General features: G+C 71.9%; 23 protein-coding genes. 13 read left to right on the plus strand and 10 right to left on the minus strand.

The features are described from left to right. A partial coding sequence (locus tag VNF07_09115; GenBank protein HVB06385.1) for an amidohydrolase family protein occupies positions 1–540 on the minus strand: 540 nt, incomplete at its 3' end. Positions 541–713: 173 nt separating this feature from the next. Continuing rightward, on the minus strand, positions 714–1904 hold the full coding sequence (gene aroC, locus VNF07_09120) for a chorismate synthase (GenBank protein ID HVB06386.1): 1191 nt from the start codon (positions 1902–1904) through the stop codon (positions 714–716). Positions 1905–2054: 150 nt separating this feature from the next. Between aroC and VNF07_09125 the strand changes: the two genes are divergently transcribed. The 4 genes from VNF07_09125 (at position 2055) to VNF07_09140 (ending at position 7198) form a co-directional block, all read left to right on the plus strand. Further along, entirely contained in the window at positions 2055–5432 is a 3378-nt protein-coding gene (locus VNF07_09125; protein ID HVB06387.1) for a pyruvate carboxylase, read from the plus strand. A 70-nt stretch (positions 5433–5502) separates the two neighbouring features. Continuing rightward, positions 5503–5895 carry a RidA family protein gene (locus tag VNF07_09130; GenBank protein HVB06388.1) on the plus strand — a complete coding sequence of 131 codons (393 nt, stop codon included), beginning with the start codon at positions 5503–5505 and terminating at the stop codon, positions 5893–5895. A gap of 24 nt (positions 5896–5919) precedes the next feature. After that, entirely contained in the window at positions 5920–6132 is a 213-nt protein-coding gene (locus VNF07_09135; protein HVB06389.1) for a hypothetical protein, read from the plus strand. Between the two features lie 22 nt (positions 6133–6154). Continuing rightward, on the plus strand, positions 6155–7198 hold the full coding sequence (locus tag VNF07_09140) for an LLM class flavin-dependent oxidoreductase (protein ID HVB06390.1): 1044 nt from the start codon (positions 6155–6157) through the stop codon (positions 7196–7198). Here VNF07_09140 and VNF07_09145 read toward each other — a convergent pair. After that, positions 7195–7803 (minus strand): DedA family protein, encoded by a 609-nt coding sequence (locus VNF07_09145; protein ID HVB06391.1) that lies wholly within the window; start codon positions 7801–7803, stop codon positions 7195–7197. The genes VNF07_09140 and VNF07_09145 overlap by 4 nt on opposite strands. A 74-nt stretch (positions 7804–7877) precedes the next feature. On the opposite strand from VNF07_09145, the gene VNF07_09150 reads away from it, so the two are divergent. The 9 genes from VNF07_09150 to VNF07_09190 all read left to right on the plus strand — a co-directional run bounded on the left by VNF07_09150 (position 7878) and on the right by VNF07_09190 (position 14178). Continuing rightward, the gene (locus VNF07_09150) at positions 7878–8729 is read left to right on the plus strand and encodes an alpha/beta hydrolase (GenBank protein HVB06392.1); all 852 of its coding nucleotides are present in this window, start codon (positions 7878–7880) and stop codon (positions 8727–8729) included. Positions 8730–8740: 11 nt separating this feature from the next. After that, entirely contained in the window at positions 8741–9511 is a 771-nt protein-coding gene (locus VNF07_09155; protein HVB06393.1) for a PD-(D/E)XK nuclease family protein, read from the plus strand. Between the two features lie 20 nt (positions 9512–9531). Next, on the plus strand, positions 9532–10068 hold the full coding sequence (locus VNF07_09160) for a phosphatase PAP2 family protein (protein HVB06394.1): 537 nt from the start codon (positions 9532–9534) through the stop codon (positions 10066–10068). A gap of 46 nt (positions 10069–10114) precedes the next feature. Beyond that, entirely contained in the window at positions 10115–10606 is a 492-nt protein-coding gene (gene purE / locus VNF07_09165; protein ID HVB06395.1) for a 5-(carboxyamino)imidazole ribonucleotide mutase, read from the plus strand. Between the two features lie 20 nt (positions 10607–10626). Next, positions 10627–11451: a ChbG/HpnK family deacetylase gene (locus VNF07_09170; GenBank protein HVB06396.1), complete on the plus strand. Its 825-nt coding sequence runs from the start codon at positions 10627–10629 to the stop codon at positions 11449–11451. Positions 11452–11573: 122 nt separating this feature from the next. Next, complete coding sequence (locus tag VNF07_09175) at positions 11574–12479, plus strand: NTP transferase domain-containing protein (protein HVB06397.1); 906 nt, start codon at positions 11574–11576, stop codon at positions 12477–12479. Between the two features lie 50 nt (positions 12480–12529). Then, on the plus strand, positions 12530–13354 hold the full coding sequence (locus VNF07_09180; GenBank protein HVB06398.1) for an aminotransferase class IV: 825 nt from the start codon (positions 12530–12532) through the stop codon (positions 13352–13354). A gap of 34 nt (positions 13355–13388) precedes the next feature. Continuing rightward, positions 13389–13625 carry a hypothetical protein gene (locus VNF07_09185; GenBank protein ID HVB06399.1) on the plus strand — a complete coding sequence of 79 codons (237 nt, stop codon included), beginning with the start codon at positions 13389–13391 and terminating at the stop codon, positions 13623–13625. 79 nt (positions 13626–13704) lie between these two features. Next, positions 13705–14178, plus strand: coding sequence for a DUF2510 domain-containing protein (locus tag VNF07_09190; protein ID HVB06400.1), 474 nt, complete (start codon positions 13705–13707; stop codon positions 14176–14178). Here the strand turns inward: VNF07_09190 and VNF07_09195 are convergent. Genes VNF07_09195 through ffh form a run of 7 tightly spaced genes read right to left on the minus strand, consistent with a single transcriptional unit; the run spans position 14175 to position 18416 of the window. After that, positions 14175–14471 (minus strand): DUF2469 family protein, encoded by a 297-nt coding sequence (locus tag VNF07_09195; GenBank protein ID HVB06401.1) that lies wholly within the window; start codon positions 14469–14471, stop codon positions 14175–14177. The two genes, VNF07_09190 and VNF07_09195, sit on opposite strands and share 4 nt — an antisense overlap. A 12-nt stretch (positions 14472–14483) precedes the next feature. After that, positions 14484–14834 (minus strand): 50S ribosomal protein L19, encoded by a 351-nt coding sequence (gene rplS / locus VNF07_09200; GenBank protein ID HVB06402.1) that lies wholly within the window; start codon positions 14832–14834, stop codon positions 14484–14486. Continuing rightward, on the minus strand, positions 14831–15649 hold the full coding sequence (gene trmD, locus VNF07_09205; protein ID HVB06403.1) for a tRNA (guanosine(37)-N1)-methyltransferase TrmD: 819 nt from the start codon (positions 15647–15649) through the stop codon (positions 14831–14833). Before trmD ends, rplS begins: the two co-directional genes overlap by 4 nt. Next, positions 15646–16116: a ribosome maturation factor RimM gene (gene rimM, locus VNF07_09210; protein HVB06404.1), complete on the minus strand. Its 471-nt coding sequence runs from the start codon at positions 16114–16116 to the stop codon at positions 15646–15648. The genes trmD and rimM overlap by 4 nt, the downstream gene beginning before the upstream one ends. A gap of 10 nt (positions 16117–16126) precedes the next feature. Next, positions 16127–16513, minus strand: a complete 387-nt coding sequence (locus tag VNF07_09215) for a KH domain-containing protein (GenBank protein HVB06405.1) — start codon at positions 16511–16513, stop codon at positions 16127–16129. Next, on the minus strand, positions 16510–16998 hold the full coding sequence (rpsP, locus tag VNF07_09220; protein ID HVB06406.1) for a 30S ribosomal protein S16: 489 nt from the start codon (positions 16996–16998) through the stop codon (positions 16510–16512). Before rpsP ends, VNF07_09215 begins: the two co-directional genes overlap by 4 nt. A gap of 56 nt (positions 16999–17054) precedes the next feature. Then, positions 17055–18416 (minus strand): signal recognition particle protein, encoded by a 1362-nt coding sequence (gene ffh, locus VNF07_09225; GenBank protein ID HVB06407.1) that lies wholly within the window; start codon positions 18414–18416, stop codon positions 17055–17057. Positions 18417–18447 lie beyond the last annotated feature (31 nt).

Below are 18447 nucleotides of genomic sequence, written 5' to 3' on the forward strand. Positions count from 1 at the left end.
CACGATGATCGGCAGGTTGAGCTCGCTGCAGCGCTCGTAGAGCGGGTACCAGTACGGCTCGTTGACGCCCGGGGTGGTGCGCAGGCCCTTCGGGTCCGGCGAGAGGTAGGCGGCGACGAAGTTGTACTCGTTCACGCAGCGGTCGAGCTCGGGCAGCACGTGGCTGATGTCCGCGGCGTCGGAGTCCTGCGGGAGCATCACCGCGCCGAGGAAGCGGTCGGGGTTGAAGGTGATCTGCTGGTGGATCGTGTCGTTCACGTAGCGCGCCCACGCCGGGATGAGGTGCGGGGACATCCAGCCGAGCTGCATGAACGGTCGCGGGCCGATGATCTGGACGTCGATGTCCCGGTCGTCCATGTAGGCAAGGTGACGGGCCGCAGCGGCGCGGAACTCCTCCTCGGTGGCCTGACCCCGTCCTCCCTGGGAGAGCGGGCTCTTCATCACCGTGTTCGACGCCATCAGGCTCGCGACGAAGGCGTTCGAAGACGCCGGCACGGAGACGTGACTGTGGACGTCGTAGACCTTGACGCCGTTGTACATGGATCCTCCCCTATCTCTGATCTCGCACTGCGACCCTGACCACTGCGGTGGACCATTCGGTGCCGACCGCCAAGGCGCTCAGTTCAGAACCTTCACACGGGAGCGGTCCCCCCGTCAACGTGAAACTCCGCCGGTGCGGTGGTGCCGCCGGGGAGGTCCCGCCCCGACGGCGGTCAGCCGGCCGGGGTCGGCCGCGGCGCGACCGCCGAGGGGGTCTCCGCGAGCGCCTTCAGGTAGGCGTCGTGGTTGCGCAGGAACTCGCTCAGGGAGTCTCCGCCGAACTTCACGAGCGCCTCGCCTGCAAGGACGAGGGCGACCATCGTCTCGGCGACGACGCCCATCGCGGGGACGGCGACGGCGTCGGTCCGCTCCCGGAAGGAGAGCGCGTCCTCTTTGGTCTCGACGTCGACAGTGTGCAGCACCGGGCGGTTGAGCGTGGCGAGGGGCTTCATCGCGGCGCGCGCGACGATCAGCCCGCCGGTGGTGATGCCCCCCTCGGTGCCCCCGGCGCGGGCCGTCTCGCGCACGTAGCCCTCCCCGTCCCAGAAGATCGCGTCGTGCGCCTCCGAGCCGCGGCGGCGGGCGAGGTCGAAGCCGTCACCGAGCTCGACGCCTTTGATCGCGTGGATGCTCATCAGCGCCTGGGCGAGGAGGCCATCGATCTTGCGGTCCCACTGGACGTGGCTCCCGAGGCCGACGGGGACGCCGTAGGCGAGCACCTCGGCGATGCCGCCGAGCGAGTCGCCGACCTTCATCGCGGCCTTGATCTCGGCGACCATCGCCTCGGCCGTCGCGGGGTCGAAGCAGCGCACCTCGGACTCGTCGACAGCCGCGAGGTCGCCGGGCAGAGGTCGGACGCCCTCGGGGGCGCGCGCCTCGCCGATCTGGACGATGTGGCTGATCACATCGACGCCGATGCGCGCCAGCAGGGCCTTCGCGAAGGTCCCGGCCACGACGCGCGCCGCGGTCTCACGCGCCGAGGCCCGCTCGAGGACGTCGCGGGCGTCGTTGAAGCCGTACTTCTGCATGCCGGCGAGGTCCGCGTGGCCGGGGCGGGGGCGGGTCTCGAGCTTGGAGGGGGCGCCCGGGAAGGGTGACATCTCCTCGGTCCACTTCGGCCACTCGGTGTTCCCGATCTCGACCGCGATCGGCGAGCCGAGCGTGCGCCCGTGGCGGATGCCGGCGAGGAGGCGGATCTCGTCCTTCTCGAAGCGCATCCGCGGGCCACGCCCGTAGCCGAGGCGACGGCGACCGAGCTCGCCGTCGATCTCCTCGATGGTGATCGGGAGCCCCGCCGGGAGGCCGTCGATGGTGACCACGAGCGACTGGCCGTGGGATTCCCCGGCAGTGAGAAATCGGAGCATAATCGGCAATCTACTGCGACCCAGGGTGCAGCGACGCAGCCGATCACGGGCGGTGACGGGCGTTCTCGCCCGCCCGCGAGCGACACCGCAGCACCTCCAGAGAGCCGAGCCGGTCCACCGGCGAGAGACGAGACGAGGGCGGCAGTCCAGATGATCACCAAGGTGCTCGTCGCGAACCGGGGCGAGATCGCCATCCGCGCCTTTCGCGCGGCCTACGAGCTCGGCCTGCGCTCGGTCGCCGTCTACCCCTACGAGGACCGCAACTCGCTGCACCGCCAGAAGGCGGACGAGGCCTACCAGATCGGCGAGCTCGGCCGTCCCGTCGCCGCCTATCTCGACGTCGAGGCGATCGTCGACGCCGCCATGCGCGCCGGCGTCGACGCCGTCTACCCCGGCTACGGCTTCCTCTCGGAGAACCCGGCCCTCGCCGAGGCCTGTGCGGCGCGTGGCATCACCTTCGTCGGCCCCTCCCCGCAGGTGCTGCGCCTCGCCGGCAACAAGGTCCAGGCGCTCGCCGCGGCGCGCGCCGCGGGGATCCCGACGCTGCGCTCCACGCCGGCCGCGACCGAGGTCGGCGAGCTCGTCGCGGCGGCACCGGCGGTCGGCTTCCCGCTCTTCGTGAAGGCCACCGCGGGCGGGGGCGGGCGGGGGCTGCGGCGCGTCGAGGAGCCCGCGGCGCTGGGCGCCGCGATCGAGGCCGCGATGCGCGAGGCCGCCTCGGCCTTCGGGGACCCGCGTGTCTTTCTCGAGCAGGCGGTGGCCCGCCCCCGCCACATCGAGGTGCAGGTGCTCGCGGACGCGAGCGGCGAGGTCATCCACCTCTTCGAGCGCGACTGCTCGGTGCAGCGCCGCCACCAAAAGGTGATCGAGGTCGCCCCCGCCCAGAACCTCGACCCCGCGGTGCGCGCCGAGCTGTGCGCGGACGCGGTGCGCTTCGCGAGGACGATCGGCTACGCGAACGCGGGCACGGTCGAGTTCCTCGTCGGCGAGGACGCCAGCCACGTCTTCATCGAGATGAACCCCCGCATCCAGGTCGAGCACACCGTGACCGAGGAGGTCACCGGGGTCGACCTCGTGCAGGCACAGTTCCAGATCGCGGGCGGCGCCTCGCTCGCGGAGCTCGGGCTCTCCCAGGAGTCGATCCGCGTCTCGGGGGCCGCCCTGCAGTGCCGGATCACCACCGAGGACCCGGCGAACGACTTCCGCCCCGACTCGGGGCGCATCTCCGGGTACCGCTCGGCGGGGGGCGCGGGGATCCGCCTCGACGGCGGGACCGTGGCGACGGGTGCCGAGGTCCTCCCCTACTTCGACTCGCTGCTCGTGAAGGTCACCGCCCGCGGCAGGACCTGGAACGAGGCCGTCAACCGCCAGCGACGGGCCGTCACCGAGTTCCGGATCCGCGGCGTCACCACCAACATCGCCTTCCTGCAGGCCGTCCTCGACGACCCCGACTTCCGCGCCGGCAACGCGACGACGGCGCTCCTCGAGGAGAAGCCCGAGCTGCTGCTCGCCCGCACCGGCACCGACCGCGGCTCGCGGCTCCTCGCCTACCTCGCCGACGTCACCGTGAACCACCCGAACGGCGTCGCGCCCGGCCCCTTCGACCCGCTCGCGAAGCTCCCTGCGTGCGACCTCTCGCTCGCCGCGCCGCCCGCTTCGCGGGAGCGGCTGCAGCGCCTCGGCCCGGCGGGCTTCGCCAGCTGGCTGCGCGACGAGACGGCGGTCGCGGTCACCGACACGACCTTTCGCGACGCGCACCAGTCGCTGCTCGCGACGCGGGTGCGCAGCGCTGACCTCCTCGCGGTCGCCCCCTACCTCGCCCGCCTCACGCCCGAGCTCTTGAGCATCGAGGCCTGGGGCGGCGCCACCTACGACGTCGCCCTGCGCTTCCTCCACGAGGACCCCTGGCAGCGCCTCGAGGCGCTACGCGCCGCGGTCCCCAACATCTGCCTGCAGATGCTGCTGCGCGGCCGCAACACCGTCGGCTACACCCCCTACCCCGAGGTCGTCACCGAGCGCTTCGTCGCCGAGGCGGCGCGCACCGGCGTCGACCTGTTCCGCATCTTCGACGCACTGAACGACGTCGGCCAGATGCGTCCGGCGATCGACGCGGTGCTCGCGGCCGGGGCGCTCGCCGAGGGCACGCTCTGCTACACGGGCAACCTGTCGAGCGCCGAGGAGCGCACCTACACCCTCGACTACTACCTGACCATCGCCGAGCAGCTCGTCGCCGCGGGCGTGCACATCCTCTGCGTGAAGGACATGGCGGGCCTCCTCCGCCCCCCCGCGGCGCGCACCCTCGTCGGGGCGCTCAGGGAGCGATTCGACCTCCCGCTCCACCTGCACACCCACGACACCGCCGGCGGGCAGCTCGCCACCTACCTCGCGGCGACCGAGGCCGGCGTGGACGCGATCGACGGCGCGAGCGCGCCGATGGCGGGCACCACCAGCCAGCCCTCGCTCTCGGCGATCGCCGCCGCGCTCGACTCGACCGAGCGGGCGGGCAGCCTCTCGCTCGCCTCCCTCACCTCGCTCGAGCCCTACTGGGAGGAGCTGCGGCGCCTCTACGCCCCCTTCGAGTCCGGCCTCCCCGGCCCGACCGGGCGCGTCTACCTCCACGAGATCCCCGGCGGCCAGCTCTCCAACCTCCGCCAGCAGGCGGCCGCCGTCGGCCTCGGGGACCGCTTCGAGGAGGTCGAGCTGCGCTACGCGCAGGCGAACGCGATCCTCGGCAACATCGTGAAGGTCACCCCGACGAGCAAGGTCGTCGGGGACCTCGCCCTGCAGCTCGCGGCGAGCGGGGCCGACGCCGCGGAGTTCGCCGCCGAGCCGGAGCGCTTCGACCTCCCCGACAGCGTGCTGCGCTTCCTCGCCGGCGAGCTCGGCACCCCGGCCAACGGCTTCCCCGAGCCCTTCCGCAGCCGCGCCCTCGAGGGTCGTGAGCCGCTCCTCCTCGAGAGCACGGTGAGCGAGGAGGAGGCGGCCGCGCTCGACGGGCCGGAGCGACGCGAGACCCTCAACCGGCTCTTGTTCCCGGGGCCGGCGGGCGAGTACGAGGAGGCCTTCGACCGCTACGGCGACCTCTCGGTCCTCCCCTCCAGCGCCTTTTTCTACGGCCTCACCCAGCACGAGGAGCTCAACGTCGAGCTCGAGCCGGGGGTGCAGCTGATCTATGCGCTGGAGGCGATCGGCCACGCCGACGAGCACGGGATGCGCACCGTCGTCTGCCTGCTGAACGGCCAGTACCGGCCGATCTCGGTGCGCGACCGGACCCTCGCCGGCGACGCCCCCGTCGCCGAGCGCGCCGACCCCTCCGACGAACGCCAGATCGGCGCACCCTTCACCGGGGTCGTGACGCTGCGCGTCACCAAGGACGACTACGTGGAGGCGGGCGACGTGGTGGCGACCATCGAGGCGATGAAGATGGAGGCTGCGATCACCGCCACCGTGCCGGGCGAGGTCGCCCACCTCGCGATCGCCCAGGTCGCCTCCGTGCAGGCCGGCGACCTGCTGCTCCGTCTCGCCTAGACGCCCCTCGCCTGGTCGGGGCAGCAGGGCTCCGGTAGCGTGCGGCAAGGACCGGGGAAGGGAGCACACGGTGGCCGACACGAGACGGCGTTCGATCGACATCGAGGGCGCGGCACACGGCGCGCCGATCCCGATGGGCTGCCGGATCGACAACATCGTGTACTCGTCCGGGATCATGGGCACCGACCCGGCGACGGAGAAGGTCGCGGAGAGCGGTCCCGACCAGGTCAAATACGCCTTCGCCAACCTGCGCAAGTTCCTCGACGCGGCGGGCGTCACCCCCGAGGACGTGATCCGCATGACTGTGCTGCTCGGCGACAACTCGCTGCGCGGCGCGATCAACGAGGAGTGGCTGAAGATGTTCCCCGACGAGGCGAGCCGGCCCGCCCGTCACGCGATGAACCTCGAGCTCGCCGGCACGATGCTGGTGCAACTCGAGGTCATCTGCGTCGCGAAGGACTGACGGAAGCACCGAGAAAGAACGACCATGAGCCTCTCCCAGGAGTTCGAGGACCACTTCACGAGGACGGCGCCGCTCATCCGCGCCTTCGAGGGCTACAACTCGGACCAGGGGATGGACCTCGGCGAGCTGGAGGGGCTGATCCTCGAGGAGTTCGCGCAGCTGAGCTCGCTCCTTTTGAAGATGTCGATGATCGTCGACCACCTCGTGAGCGAGATGGCGAACCACCACGAGGTCTGAGCGCGCTCAGCGGCTCCTTCCGATGACGATCAACGCCCTCAGCGTCCTTGACCAGTCGCCGATGCCCGAGGGCTCCTCGGCAAGCGAGGTCCTCGCGAACACCGTGGAGCTCGCGCAGCTCACCGAGCGCCTCGGCTACCGCCGTTACTGGCTGGCCGAGCACCACGGCACCCTCGGCCTCGCGGGCAGCGCCCCCGAGATCCTCATCGCGCACGTCGCCGCGCACACGACGTCGATCCGCGTCGGCTCCGGTGGCGTGATGCTCTCCCACTACAGCCCCCTCAAGGTGGCCGAGCAGTTCCACCTCCTCGAGTCGCTGCACCCCGGCCGCATCGACCTCGGCCTCGGGCGGGCGCCGGGGGGCGAGCCGCTCACCTCGATCGCGCTGCAGCGCAATCGCGAGCACCCCGCCGGGGACGACTTCCTCGAGCAGCTCGCCGAGCTCGTCGCCTGGTTCGGTGGCCGCTTCCCCGAGCAGCACCCCTTCGCGCGGCTGGCCGCGACCCCCCTCCCCGAGGGCAACCCGCCGATCTGGCTGCTGAGCTCGAGCGGCTACTCCGCAGCCGTCGCCGGTCACTACGGCATGGGCCTGTGCTTCGCGCACTTCATCAGCGACGAGGGCGGGCCCGCCGCCGTCGAGCACTACCGGGCGCGCTTCACCGAAGCGTGGCCCGAGGACGAGCCGCAGGCGACCTTCGCCGTCGGCGTGATCTGCGCGGAGAGCGACGCCGAGGCCGACGAGCTCGCCACGAGTGCCGACCTCTGGCGCCTCCGCTCCCGCCGCTACAACGAGCGCGGCCCCGTCCCGAGCGTCGCCTCGGCGCGCGCCTTTCCCTACTCGCCCACCGACCGGAGCTTCATCGAGCAGTCGCGACAGAAGCTCATCGTCGGCTCGCCCGGCGTGGTCCGCGAGCGGCTGGAGACGCTGGCGGCTGCCTACGGTGCCGAGGAGATCGTGATCGTCACCGTGATCCACGACCACGCGGCGAGGCTGCGCTCCTACGAGCTGCTCGCCGAGACCTTCATCCCCTCGGGTGCCGCCGCCGCGGGGCAGGTAACCGCTTAGGCGCCCTTGGCCTCGGCCAGCCGCTCGCGCCGCACCTCGCGGAGGCGGTGGCGCACGTAGACGGCGATCGCGACCACGACGAGCGCGACGACGACGTAGCCCGCCAGCGAGAAGCCGTGCGCCACCCGGTGCCACGTCTTTCCGACGGCGTCGCCGATCACTGTGAGCACGGTGACGTAGACGAGCGTGCCGATGAGGCTGAAGACGAGGAAGCGCAGCCGCGGCATGCGGGCGATACCGGCGACGAGCGAGACGAAGGCACGCACCACCGGGAGTGCGCGGCCGAGCGCGACGGCGAACTCACCGCGCCCCGACAGCCAGCGCTCGGCGCGGTCGAGGTCCTTCGCGGTGACGAGGGCGAAGCGGCCGGCGCGCTCGACGAGCGGGCGTCCACCTTGTCGTCCGATCGTGTACGCGACGTACGAGCCGGCGAGCTCTGCGAGGGTCCCGAGCACGATCACGAGGCCGAGCTCGAGGTGGTGCTCCGCGACGAGCACGCCGGCGTAGCCGAAGGTGATCTCCGAGGGGATCGGGATGCAGCACGCCTCGACGAAGGCGAGGAGGACCAGCGCGCCGTAGCCCGCGCTCAAGAGGAAGTGCTCCATGGCGAATGTTGTACTCGATCGGCGCCCTCGGGGCCGTCCACCGGTCCCACGGTCGCGCCGATAGCGTCGCCGGGATGCCGACCCTCCTCGACGCCGCGGGCGGCGGGCAGATCGCGCTGCACGAGCTCGCGGGCGACGGCGAGCCGGGCATCGTCGTTGTCCACGCGACGAGCTTCAACGCCGCCGCGCTGGCACCACTCGCACGACGGATGGAGGGCAAGCGGGTGGTCGGCCTCGACCTGCGTGGCCATGGCGCCGCGTCGCGCGGTGATGCAGCGACCTTCGAATGGCGATCGATCGGCGACGACGTGCTCGCAGCCCTGGACTGGCTCGAGGCCCACCTCCCCGGGCCCCTCCACGGCTTCGGGCACTCGGCGGGAGGAACCGCCCTGCTCCTCGCCGCCGCTGCCCGCCCCGAGCGCTTCGCCCGCCTCTACTGCTACGAGCCCATCGCCCTCACCGACGCGCAGCGCGCCGAGGAGAAGCTGCCGGGAGCCTTCGCCGGCGCCGCGCGTCGACGGGCGCGCTTTGACAGCACGCTTGACGCACTCGCCTACCTCGGCAAGCGCCCGCCCCTCTCCGGCCTCGACCCGGAGGTGCTCACCGCCTACGTCGAGGGCGGTCTCCGCGAGCACCCCGGCGGAGGCGTCGAGCTCGCCTGCGCACCGGAGTTCGAGGCGGCCGTCTACCGCGCCGGCTACGAGGCCGACGTCACCGCCGAGCTGGCAGCGGTGCACTGCCCGGTGACGGTCGCCTTCGGCGGCGACAGCAGGGGGATCGGCGTGGCCGGCTCCTCGCTCGTCGCCTCCACCGTCGCGAACGGCGATCTGCTCCGCCTCGAGCGCCTCGGCCATCTCGGCCCGCTCGACGATCCCGGTGCGGTCGCCGCCTCGGTGATCACCGTCTTTGAGACACCCGAGTCCTAACCTCGGCCCCGATGACCCTCACCCTGCCGAGCACGCTCACGCCCTCGAAGCTCGGACGGTTCGTGAGCTGCCCCCTGGCCTTCCGTTACTCCTACATCGAACACCTTCCCGAACCGCCCTCGATCTACCAACTGCGCGGCACCCTCCTCCACCGTGCCCTCCAGCTGCTGTTCGAGGAGCGCTCCTCGGAGCGGACGATGGTCGCCGCCTCTTCGGCCCTCGCACGCGCCACCGGCGAGCTCGGCGAGGAGATCGAGGGCCTCGAGCTCGGCGCCACCGATCTCGCGGCCTTCCACCGCGAGGCCGGGGTGCTCCTCGAGCACTACTTCGCCCTCGAGGACCCGACGGGGGTGCAACCGGTCGGCCTCGAGCTCGACCTGCGCGCGAACTTCGAGGGCATCGAGCTGCGCGGGATCATCGACCGCCTCGACCGCCTGGCCGACGGCCGCTTCGTAGTCGTCGACTACAAGACGGGCCGCTCGCCGCGCCCCGAGCAGTCCCGCTCGCGACTCGTCGGCGTGCAGTTCTACGCCTTCCTCTGTGAGCAGACCCTCGGCATCCGCCCGAGCGAGGTCCGCCTCATGTACCTGAAGGACCAGGTCGTGGTGGTCGAATCACCGACGGACCAGTCGATGCGCGGCCTCACCCAGCGGGCGCGGGCGGTGTGGACGGCGATCGAGCGCGCCTGCACGGCGGACGACTTCCGCCCCAACCCGTCCCCGTTGTGCAACTACTGCGCCTTTCAGGACTTCTGCCCCGCCTACGCGGCTGCCTCGGCCTGAGGCCTGGCTAACGTTCGGCGGTGCTCCGCCGCCTGGTGACCGTCTTCGATGATCGCGTCGAGGCCCTGATCGCCCCGCTGCGGGGCAACCGGGCTGCCGACCGAGTGTTTTACACCGCGTCCGCGGTCGGCGACTTCGGCCTCATCTGGGTCGTCTACGCGCTGCTGCGCGCGCTGCGCGGCGGACGGCTGAACGAGCGGGCCGCGATCCGGACCGTGGTCGCGACCGGGGTCGAGTCCGTCCTCGTGAACGCGATCCTGAAGTCCTTCGTCGGTCGCGGGCGCCCTGTCCAGGCCTTCGACCATCCCCTCCCCCTCCGCCAGCCGCTCTCGTCGAGCTTCCCCTCGGGCCACGCGACCGCAGCCTTCTGCGGCGCGACGATGCTCTCCGAGGCCGACGGTCTCGCACCCCTCTACCTCGCGACGGCAGGGGTCGTCGCGCTGTCGCGCGTCTATGTGCGGATCCACCACGCCTCCGACGTCGCCGCCGGGGTCGCGGTCGGCGTCGCCCTCGGCAAGCTCGGCAAGTGGCTCGTTCCCCTCGGGCGGCGGCGCTGATCCTGCCTACGATGCGGACCCACGTCCGACACCAGCAGGAGGCGGCATGAGCGTCGCGATCGTCATGGGAAGCGACTCCGACGAGGGCGTGATGCGCGCCGCCGCGGAGGCACTCGACGAGTTTGGCATCGCCTGGGAGATGCACGTCTTCTCGGCCCACCGGAGCCCGGACGCCACCCTCGCCTACGCGCGCGGTGCCGCGGACGCCGGCATCGAGGTGATCGTCGCCGGCGCGGGCGGCGCCGCGCACCTGCCGGGGGTCCTCGCCGCGGTGACCCCGCTGCCGGTCATCGGGGTGCCGATCGCGCTGAAGGCGCTCGACGGCCTCGACTCGCTGCTGTCGATCGTGCAGATGCCGCGCGGCATCCCCGTCGCCGCGGTCGCGATCGACAACGCCCGCAACGCCGGCCTCCTCGCGGTGCGCATCCTCGGCGTCGGCGACCCCGAGCTGCGCGCGAGGATCCGCGACTTCCAGGCGCGCCTCGCCGCCGAGGTCGGTGAGCGGGACGCCGCGATGCAAAGCCGCCTCGGCCGCTGATCCCGCGCCGGAGCCTCGCCATGGCAGCGCTCGTCGAACGCCTCGGCCTCGCGCCCGGCACCCGGGCCCTCGTCGTCTCCTGTGACGACCTCGGCTTCAGCCACGAGGCGAACACCGCTATCTACGGCGCGCTGCGCAGCGGTGCGGCCACCTCCGCCTCGCTGATGGTCCCGGGCCCCTGGGCGCGCGCCGCCGCCGCGGAGTACCGGGGTGAGGCGGTCGGGGTCCACCTCGTGCTGAACGCCGAGCTCGACCTCTACCGGTGGGGTCCGATCACCCACTCCCCGAGCCTGCTCGACGGCGACGGTGCCTTCCCGCGGACCGTCGACGACGTCTGGGAGCACGCCGACCTCGATGAGGTGCGTCGGGAGTGGCGCGCGCAGCTGGAGCGGGCGGTGCTCTGGGGCATCGGCGTCGACCACCTCGACGCCCACCTCGGCGGCGTCGAGCTGAAGCCCGAGTTCTTCGACGTCTATCTCGACCTCGCCGAGGAGTATCACCTGCCCGTCCGCCTCCCCGGCCCCGACGCCGAGCGCCGCCTCGGCTTCCCCTTCCGCGAGCTCGCCCACGAGCGCGGGATCGTCTCGCCCGACCGCGCGGTCGCGATGAGCGCCCTCGGGACGACCGTCGCCGAGATCCGGGCCGCAGTCGCAGGGCTCCCCGAAGGGGTGACCGAGGTCTACCTCCGGCCGGCGCTCGACTCGCCGGCGCTGCGCTACGCGGCACCGGACTGGGCGGAGCGGGTCCGCGAGGCAGAGCTGCTCGCCGAGGGGGCGCTCACGGTGGTCGGCGGGACAGCCGTGGCGATCAGTTACCGCGTGCTCGCACAGCTGATGGGGCGCTGATCACCAGGGCGGCAAACGAACGGAATTGTCGCCGGACGCGCAAGTTTTCCTAACAAATCGCTAATAGTCGCCCCACGGAATGACCACGGGTTGACCATGGCCGCGAACCTAGGATCGAGCACATGCAGCTCGTCGTCCTCGCCGCGGGCCGCGGTCAGCGCTTCGGCGGGCTGAAGCAGCTCGCCGCGGTGGGGCCGAACGGCGAGGTGATCATGGACTACACCGTCGCCGCCGCCTACCGCTGCGGCTACGAGTCCGTCGTGGTGATCGTCCGCGAGGAGATCCGCGAGGAGATCGCCTCGCACATCCGCCGCTGCTGGCCTTCTGAGCTCCCCGTCGAGCTCGTCTGCCAGCCGCCGGTCCCCGGCACCGCCCAGGCGGTCTACGCGGCGCGACCGGCGATCCACGGGCCCTTCGGCGTCGCGAACGCCGACGACCTCTACGGGGACCACGCGATCGGGGCGCTCATGGGCCACTTCGAGCCAGACGGCGTCTCGGAGGCACCTTCGGACGCGCAGCGCCACGTGCTCGTCGCCTACGGCCTCTCCCACACGGTGCTCAACAACCGTCCGCTCACCCGCGGCCTGTGTGAGGTGGACGAGGACCAGCGCCTCACCGCGATCGCGGAGCACGTCGTCTCGCTGCGGGAGGACGGCCAGTTCGACTGCCGGCCACTCCCGAGCAACGACCCGCACGCGGCGCGGCACCTCGAGGAGCTCGCACCGAAGGTCCTCGCCGGCGACGAGCTCACCTCGATGAACCTGTGGGGCTTCCACCCCCGGATGCTCGAGCACCTCGGCACCGCCCTCGAGCACTTCGACCTCGAGACGGCGGCGCGCGAGCTGCTCCTCCCCGACGTGGTCGGCAAGGTGGTCGCGAGCGCCGAGGACGAGGTCCAGGTGACGACGACGACGAGTCGCTGCATCGGGCTCACGAGCCGCGACGACCTAGCCGTCGTCCGCGAGGAGCTCGGCTTCGCCGCGGCGCGCGCCGCCACCGGCAGCCCGGAGACCGCGCCGGCGATCTGACGGGCGAGCGCGACGGGCCGCCTCGTGACGCACCTCGGTACGATCGGCGGATGCCACTCGCCTACGTGAACGGCGCCCTCCTCGCCGAGGAGGACGCCCGCATCTCGGTCTTCGACCACGGCCTCGTCGTCGGCGACGGCGTCTTCGAGACGGTCCTCCTCCACAACGGCGCGCCCTTCGCCCTCACGCGCCACCTGCAACGCCTCGAGCGCTCTGCGACGGGCCTCGGGATCTCTCCTCCGCCGAGCGAGGAGGTCGCCGCGGCGGTGGCGGCCGTGGTCGGCTCGGTCGACTACCTCCTCGGGCGCATCCGCATCACGGTGACCGCCGGCCTCGGACCCCTCGGCTCGGGGAGGATCCCCGGGCCGCCCACGCTCGTCGTCGCCTGCAGCGAGGTCGAGGACGAGGACCACCTCGGCCGCGCCGCGATCGTGCCCTGGACGCGCAACGAGCACGGCGCTCTCACCGGCCTAAAGACCACCTCGTACGCGGAGAACGCCCTCGCGCTCGCCCGCGCCGCCGAGGAGGGCGCCGACGAGGCCCTCTTCGCCAACACCGCCGGAATGCTCTGCGAGGGGACGGGCTCGAACATCTTCGTCGTCCACGAAGGCGAGCTCGTCACCCCGCCGCTCTCCTCGGGCTGTCTCGCCGGGGTCACCCGCGCGCTCGTCCTCGAGCGGATCGCGGGACACGAGGCGGACGTCCCGATGGCCGAGCTCGACTCGCCGAGGGTCACCGAGGCCTTTCTCACCTCGACGATCCGCGGCGTCCAACCGCTCGCCTGTCTCGGCAGGCGGGAGCTCGCGGCACCGGGGCCCGAGAGCGAGAAGGCCGCGCTCTGTTACCGCGAGCTCCTCGGCGAGGTGGACCCGTGACGGGGACACCGCCCCGGTCCGTCGACACCGTGGCGTGAGCGAAGGACCCGGCCTCGGCAACTTCGTCGAGGACCCCCTCACCGGCGAGCTCGCCGAGGTCCGGCGGATCCAGCCCTACGCAGCGGAGAAGGAGTACCGCTGCCCGGGCTGCAACCAGGAGATCTTCGCCGGCACCGGCCACGTGGTCGTCGTGCCGCTGTCGACGCCCTCCGAGCGCCGCCACTGGCACCTCGCCTGCTGGGACCGACGGGGCCGCAGAGCTGGTCGCTGAGCACCCGCGCAGGGCGCCCGCGCACCCCGCGGCCACACGCCAGTAGCATCGCGCCATGTCATTAGCGACGGAGGGGCCGATGAGCAACGCCTTTCTGTTCGTCGCGATCTGGCTCGCATGCGCGCCCTCGGGCTACCGGATCTCGGTCCGGCACCAGCTCCAGCGGGGTGTCACGCCCTGGAACTTCCCCTCGATCGTCTGGGCGCTGATCTGCCTCGCGACCGGCCCGCTCGGCATCCTCGTCGAGTTCTTCGCCGGCGTGACGACGCGGCCGGCGCCCAGCCCGCCCGCCGCCGAGCACGGCGAGCGGGCCACGGTCGGGCGCGTCGACCTCCCCGTTCGCAGAGAAGCGGTTGCCGAGATCCCCGATGAGCTGCCGATCAACCCGGCGGCAGGGCTCGCGTCACCGCGGACCGCCGACGGCACGACGGCGCTGTTCGGCTGGTACCCCGACGTCCTGCGCCGCCACGAGTTCCGCTACTTCGACGGCAAGTACTGGAGCGAGCACGTCGCCGACGCAGGCGTGGTCTCGACCGACCCCGTACAGCGCTAGAGATCCTTCTCCGGCAGCGCCTCGACGTTCACGTCGCGCACCGTGACGACGTTCACCGAGGAGACAAAGCGCGCCGGGCGGTACATGTCCCAGACCCAGGCGTCGCCGAGCTCGACCTCGAAATAGGTCGTGCCCGCCCCTTCGTGCGGCGTGACCTTGACGTCGTTCGCCAGATAGAAGCGTCGCTCGGTCTCGACGACGAACTTGAACATCGGGAGCACAGCCCGGTACTCCTGGTACAGCGCGAGCTCGATCTCCGCCTCGAACTGGTCGAGCTCCTCTTCGGCGCTCATGGGCGACCTCGCTCAGCGAGCGACGCGACGCTCTTTGATCTTGGCGGCGCGGCCCACCCGGTCGCGCAGGTAGTAGAGCTTGGCGCGCCGCACGTCGCCCTCGGTGATCCGCTCGATCTGGGCGATGATCGGGGAGTGCACCGGGAAGGTGCGCTCCACGCCGACGCCGAAGCTCACCTTGCGGACGCTGAAGGTCTCACGCGCCCCCGAGCCCTGACGGCGGATGACGGCGCCCTGGAAGATCTGGATGCGCTCGCGGGTCCCCTCCACCACGCGAACGTGCACCTTCACGGTGTCCCCAGGGCGGAAGGGGGGGACGTCGTCGCGCAGGGTCGCGCGGTCGACGAGGTCGGTGGGGTTCATTGCCGGTCAGTCTCCTCGGGGGGCTCCACTGCGGTGACGGGCGTCTCCGCCTCGTCGTCCGCGGTCGGTAGAGGATAGCCGTGCTCGGAGAGCAGCCGCGCCTCGTCCCCGCTGAGGCCGCCCCGGCGGGCGATGAGGTCGGGGCGACGGGCCGCCGTGCGCGCCAGCGCCGCGGCACGCCGCCAGCGGGCGACCCGACCGTGGTCTCCGGAGAGGAGCACCTCGGGGACCTGCGCACCCCGGAACTCCGCCGGCCTCGTGTACTGCGGGTACTCGAGCAAGCCGGTCGTGAAGCTCTCGTCCTCGACCGAGGACTCGTTGCCGAGGGCCCCCGGGATCAGCCGGCAGACCGCCTCGACGACGACAAGCGCAGCGAGCTCGCCCCCCGCGAGCACGTAGTCGCCGATCGACAGCTCCCCGTCGACGAGGCCGGTGACGACCCGCTCGTCGACCCCCTCGTAGCGGCCGCAGAGGAGGGAGAAGCCCCCCTCGAGTCGCGAGAGCTCGAGGGCGCGGGCCTGGTCGAAGCGCTCGCCCCCCGCGGAGAGGAGGAAGAGCGGCCGCGGCGGCGCGAAGAGCTCGACCGCGGCGAACAGCGGAGCGGGAGCGAGCACCATCCCCGCCCCGCCTCCGAAGGGTGCGTCGTCGACGCTGCGCCGAGCGTCGGTGGCACCGGCGCGCAGGTCGTGCACGGCGACCTCGAGCAGCCCCTCGCGTCGCGCCCTGCCGAGGATCCCGACCTCGAGGTAATGGGCGAGGGCCTCGGGGAAGATCGACAGCAGCGCGATCCGGCGCTGCGCGCCCCCGCCGCTCACCCGAAGAGGCCCTCGGGAACCTCCACCGTCACCTTCCCCTCCGCGAGGCCGGTCACGAACCGCACCGGCACGTAGCCGTCGTCGACGACGAGAAGATCACTCGCCGGGTTCGCCTCGATGGAGCGCACCGGGCCGTGGCTCACGCCCAGCTGGTCGACGAGCTCCGCGCCGATGAGGTCGTGCACGAAGAGGACGTCGGGGTCCTCGACCGCCTCTGCGCTCAGCACGAGGCCGCGCAGCGCCTCGGCCGCGTCGTGGTCGTCGATGCCCGCGAAGCAGACGAGGTAGCGGCCCTGATGGGGACGCGCGGTGAGCACCTCGAGGGTGCGTGCTGCCTCCCCGGGCACTGACGCCGTGAGCAGCGAGCCGGCATCCAGGCGGTCGGGACGATTCGTCACGAGGGAGACCACGACCTCACCGCGCAGGCCGTGAGGACGGACGATCCTCCCGACTTCGAGCAGCGCCATCGGCGCCCGGTCAGTCGACGATGTCGACGGACGCGTCGGCGCCGTCACGCGCCGCGGCGGCGCGCACGACGGCGCGGATCGCCTGCGCGACCCGTCCGCGCTTGCCGATCACGCGGCCCATGTCGCCGGGCGCGACGTGCAGCGAGAGCCGGGTCTGGCCACGGGACTCGCTCGCCTCGATGACGACGGCCTCGGGCTCCTCGACGATCGAGCGGGCGACGTGCTCGAGCACCGCCTGCGCGGTGCCGCCGGTGACGCGGTTGACGTCCTCGGCCGGCTCGGCAGCCTCCTCGACGAAGTCCTCCTCGACGAAGTCCTCCTCGTCGAAGGCCTCGTCGTCGTCATCGTCGTCGATCGACGCCTCGGGGAGGTCGGGGGGCTGAAAGGGCTCGCTCATGCTTCGGCGTCCGCGGACTCTGCGGCTGCCTCGTCGGCGACAACCTCGTCGGCAGCGACCTCGGCGACAACCTCGTCGGCGCTCGGCTCCTCGGAGATGGGGGTCGCCTTCGCGGCGGGAGCAGCTGCGGCCGGGACCTTCGGGGCCTCGGCCTTGGCCGCCTCAGCCTTGGGGGCGGCCGTCTTCGCGGGCGTCCCCTTCTTCGTGACCACCGAGGCCTTCGGGTGGGCGGCGCTGAAGGTCGCCCAGGCCCCGGAGATCTCGAGGAGCTTGCGCACGGTCTCGGTCGGCTGCGCGCCCTTCTCCAGCCAGGAGAGGGCCTTGTCGTTGTCGAGGTTGATCACCGAAGGCTCCGCGCGCGGCGCGTAGGTGCCCACGATCTCGATGAACCGTCCGTCACGAGGTGAGTGACTGTCGGAGGCGACGATCCGGTAGCTCGGTTGCTTCTTCTTTCCGACCCGCATGAGGCGGAGTTTTACGGACACAGCGTTTCCTCTTTGCTTTCTGGTTGTCGCGATTGTCTCACGTGGGCACGGGGTCGCTACCCGAAGGAGCGCCCACCCTTTGCCGTGACGCGCCCGCCCTTTTTCTTGCCGCGGGCGGCACCACGGGCGAGCCCACCGACGAGGCCCGAGGACCGCATCAGCTTCTGCATCTCTTTGAACTGCCGTAGCAGGTTATTCACATCCGTCGGGCTCGTCCCACTCCCGTTCGCGATGCGCAGTCGCCGCGAGCCGTTGATGAGCGCCGGCTCGTCGCGCTCCGCGGGGGTCATCGAGCGGATGATCGCCTCGACGCGCGCGACGTCGCGGTCGTCGATCGAGGCGTTGCGGATCTCCTTCGGCATGCCCGGGAGCATCCCCATCAGGCTCTGCAGTGGACCCATCTTCTTCATCTGCTGCAGCTGCTCGTGGAAGTCGCCGAGGGTGAAGCGCCCCTGGCGGAGGCGCTCCATCGTGTCGGCGGCCTGGTCCTCGTCATAGACGCGCTCGGCGCGCTCGATGAGGGTGAGGACGTCGCCCATCCCGAGGATGCGGCTCGCCATGCGGTCCGGGTGGAAGGGCTCGAAGTCGGCGATCCGCTCGCCGGTCGAGACGAAGGCGACCGGGCGGTCGACGACGTGCTTCACCGAGAGGGCCGCGCCTCCGCGCGCGTCGCCGTCGAGCTTGGTGAGGATGAGGCCGTCGAGGCCGATCGCCTCGTTGAAGGCGCGCGCCGTCCCGAGCGCGTCCTGGCCGGTCATCGCGTCGAGGACGAGGAAGCGGTACTGCGGGGTGAGCGCCGCGGAGATCTCGCGGACCTCGTCCATCAGCGCCTCGTCCAGGGTGACGCGCCCGGCGGTGTCGATGATCACGACGTCGCGCCCGACCCGCTCCGCCTCGGCGACGCCGCGGCGGGCGACGTCGACGGGGTTGGTCGCCTCGGAGAAGACCGAGGCCCCCACCTCGCGCCCGAGCACCCGCAGCTGCTCGACGGCGGCGGGGCGCTGAAGGTCGGCGGCGACGAGCAGCGGGTGGCGCCCCTGCTGGCGGAACCAGTGGGCGAGCTTGGCCGCGGCGGTCGTCTTGCCCGAGCCCTGCAGCCCGGCGAGGAGGACGACGGTCGGCGGCCGTGAGGCGTACTGGACGCGGAAGGGCTCGCCGCCGAGCGTCGCTGTGAGCTCCTCGTTGACCACCTTGATGACCTGCTGGGCGGGGGTGAGGCTCTTGGAGAGCTCGGCGCCGCTGCAGCGGGCGCGGATCGCCTCGACGAGGTTGCGGACGACCTCCAGGTTGACGTCGGCCTCGAGGAGGGCGACGCGGATCTCGCGGAGGACCTCGTCGACCTCGGCGTCGCCGAGGCGGCCGTGGCCGCGCAGGCGCGTGAAGATCTGGTCGAAGCGGTCGGTGAGGGTGTCGAACATCGGCGGGGAGAGGTTAGTGCCGCCGCTCCCC

This window comes from Acidimicrobiales bacterium (assembly GCA_035533595.1).
Taxonomy (GTDB): Bacteria; Actinomycetota; Acidimicrobiia; order Acidimicrobiales; family Bog-793; genus DATLTN01.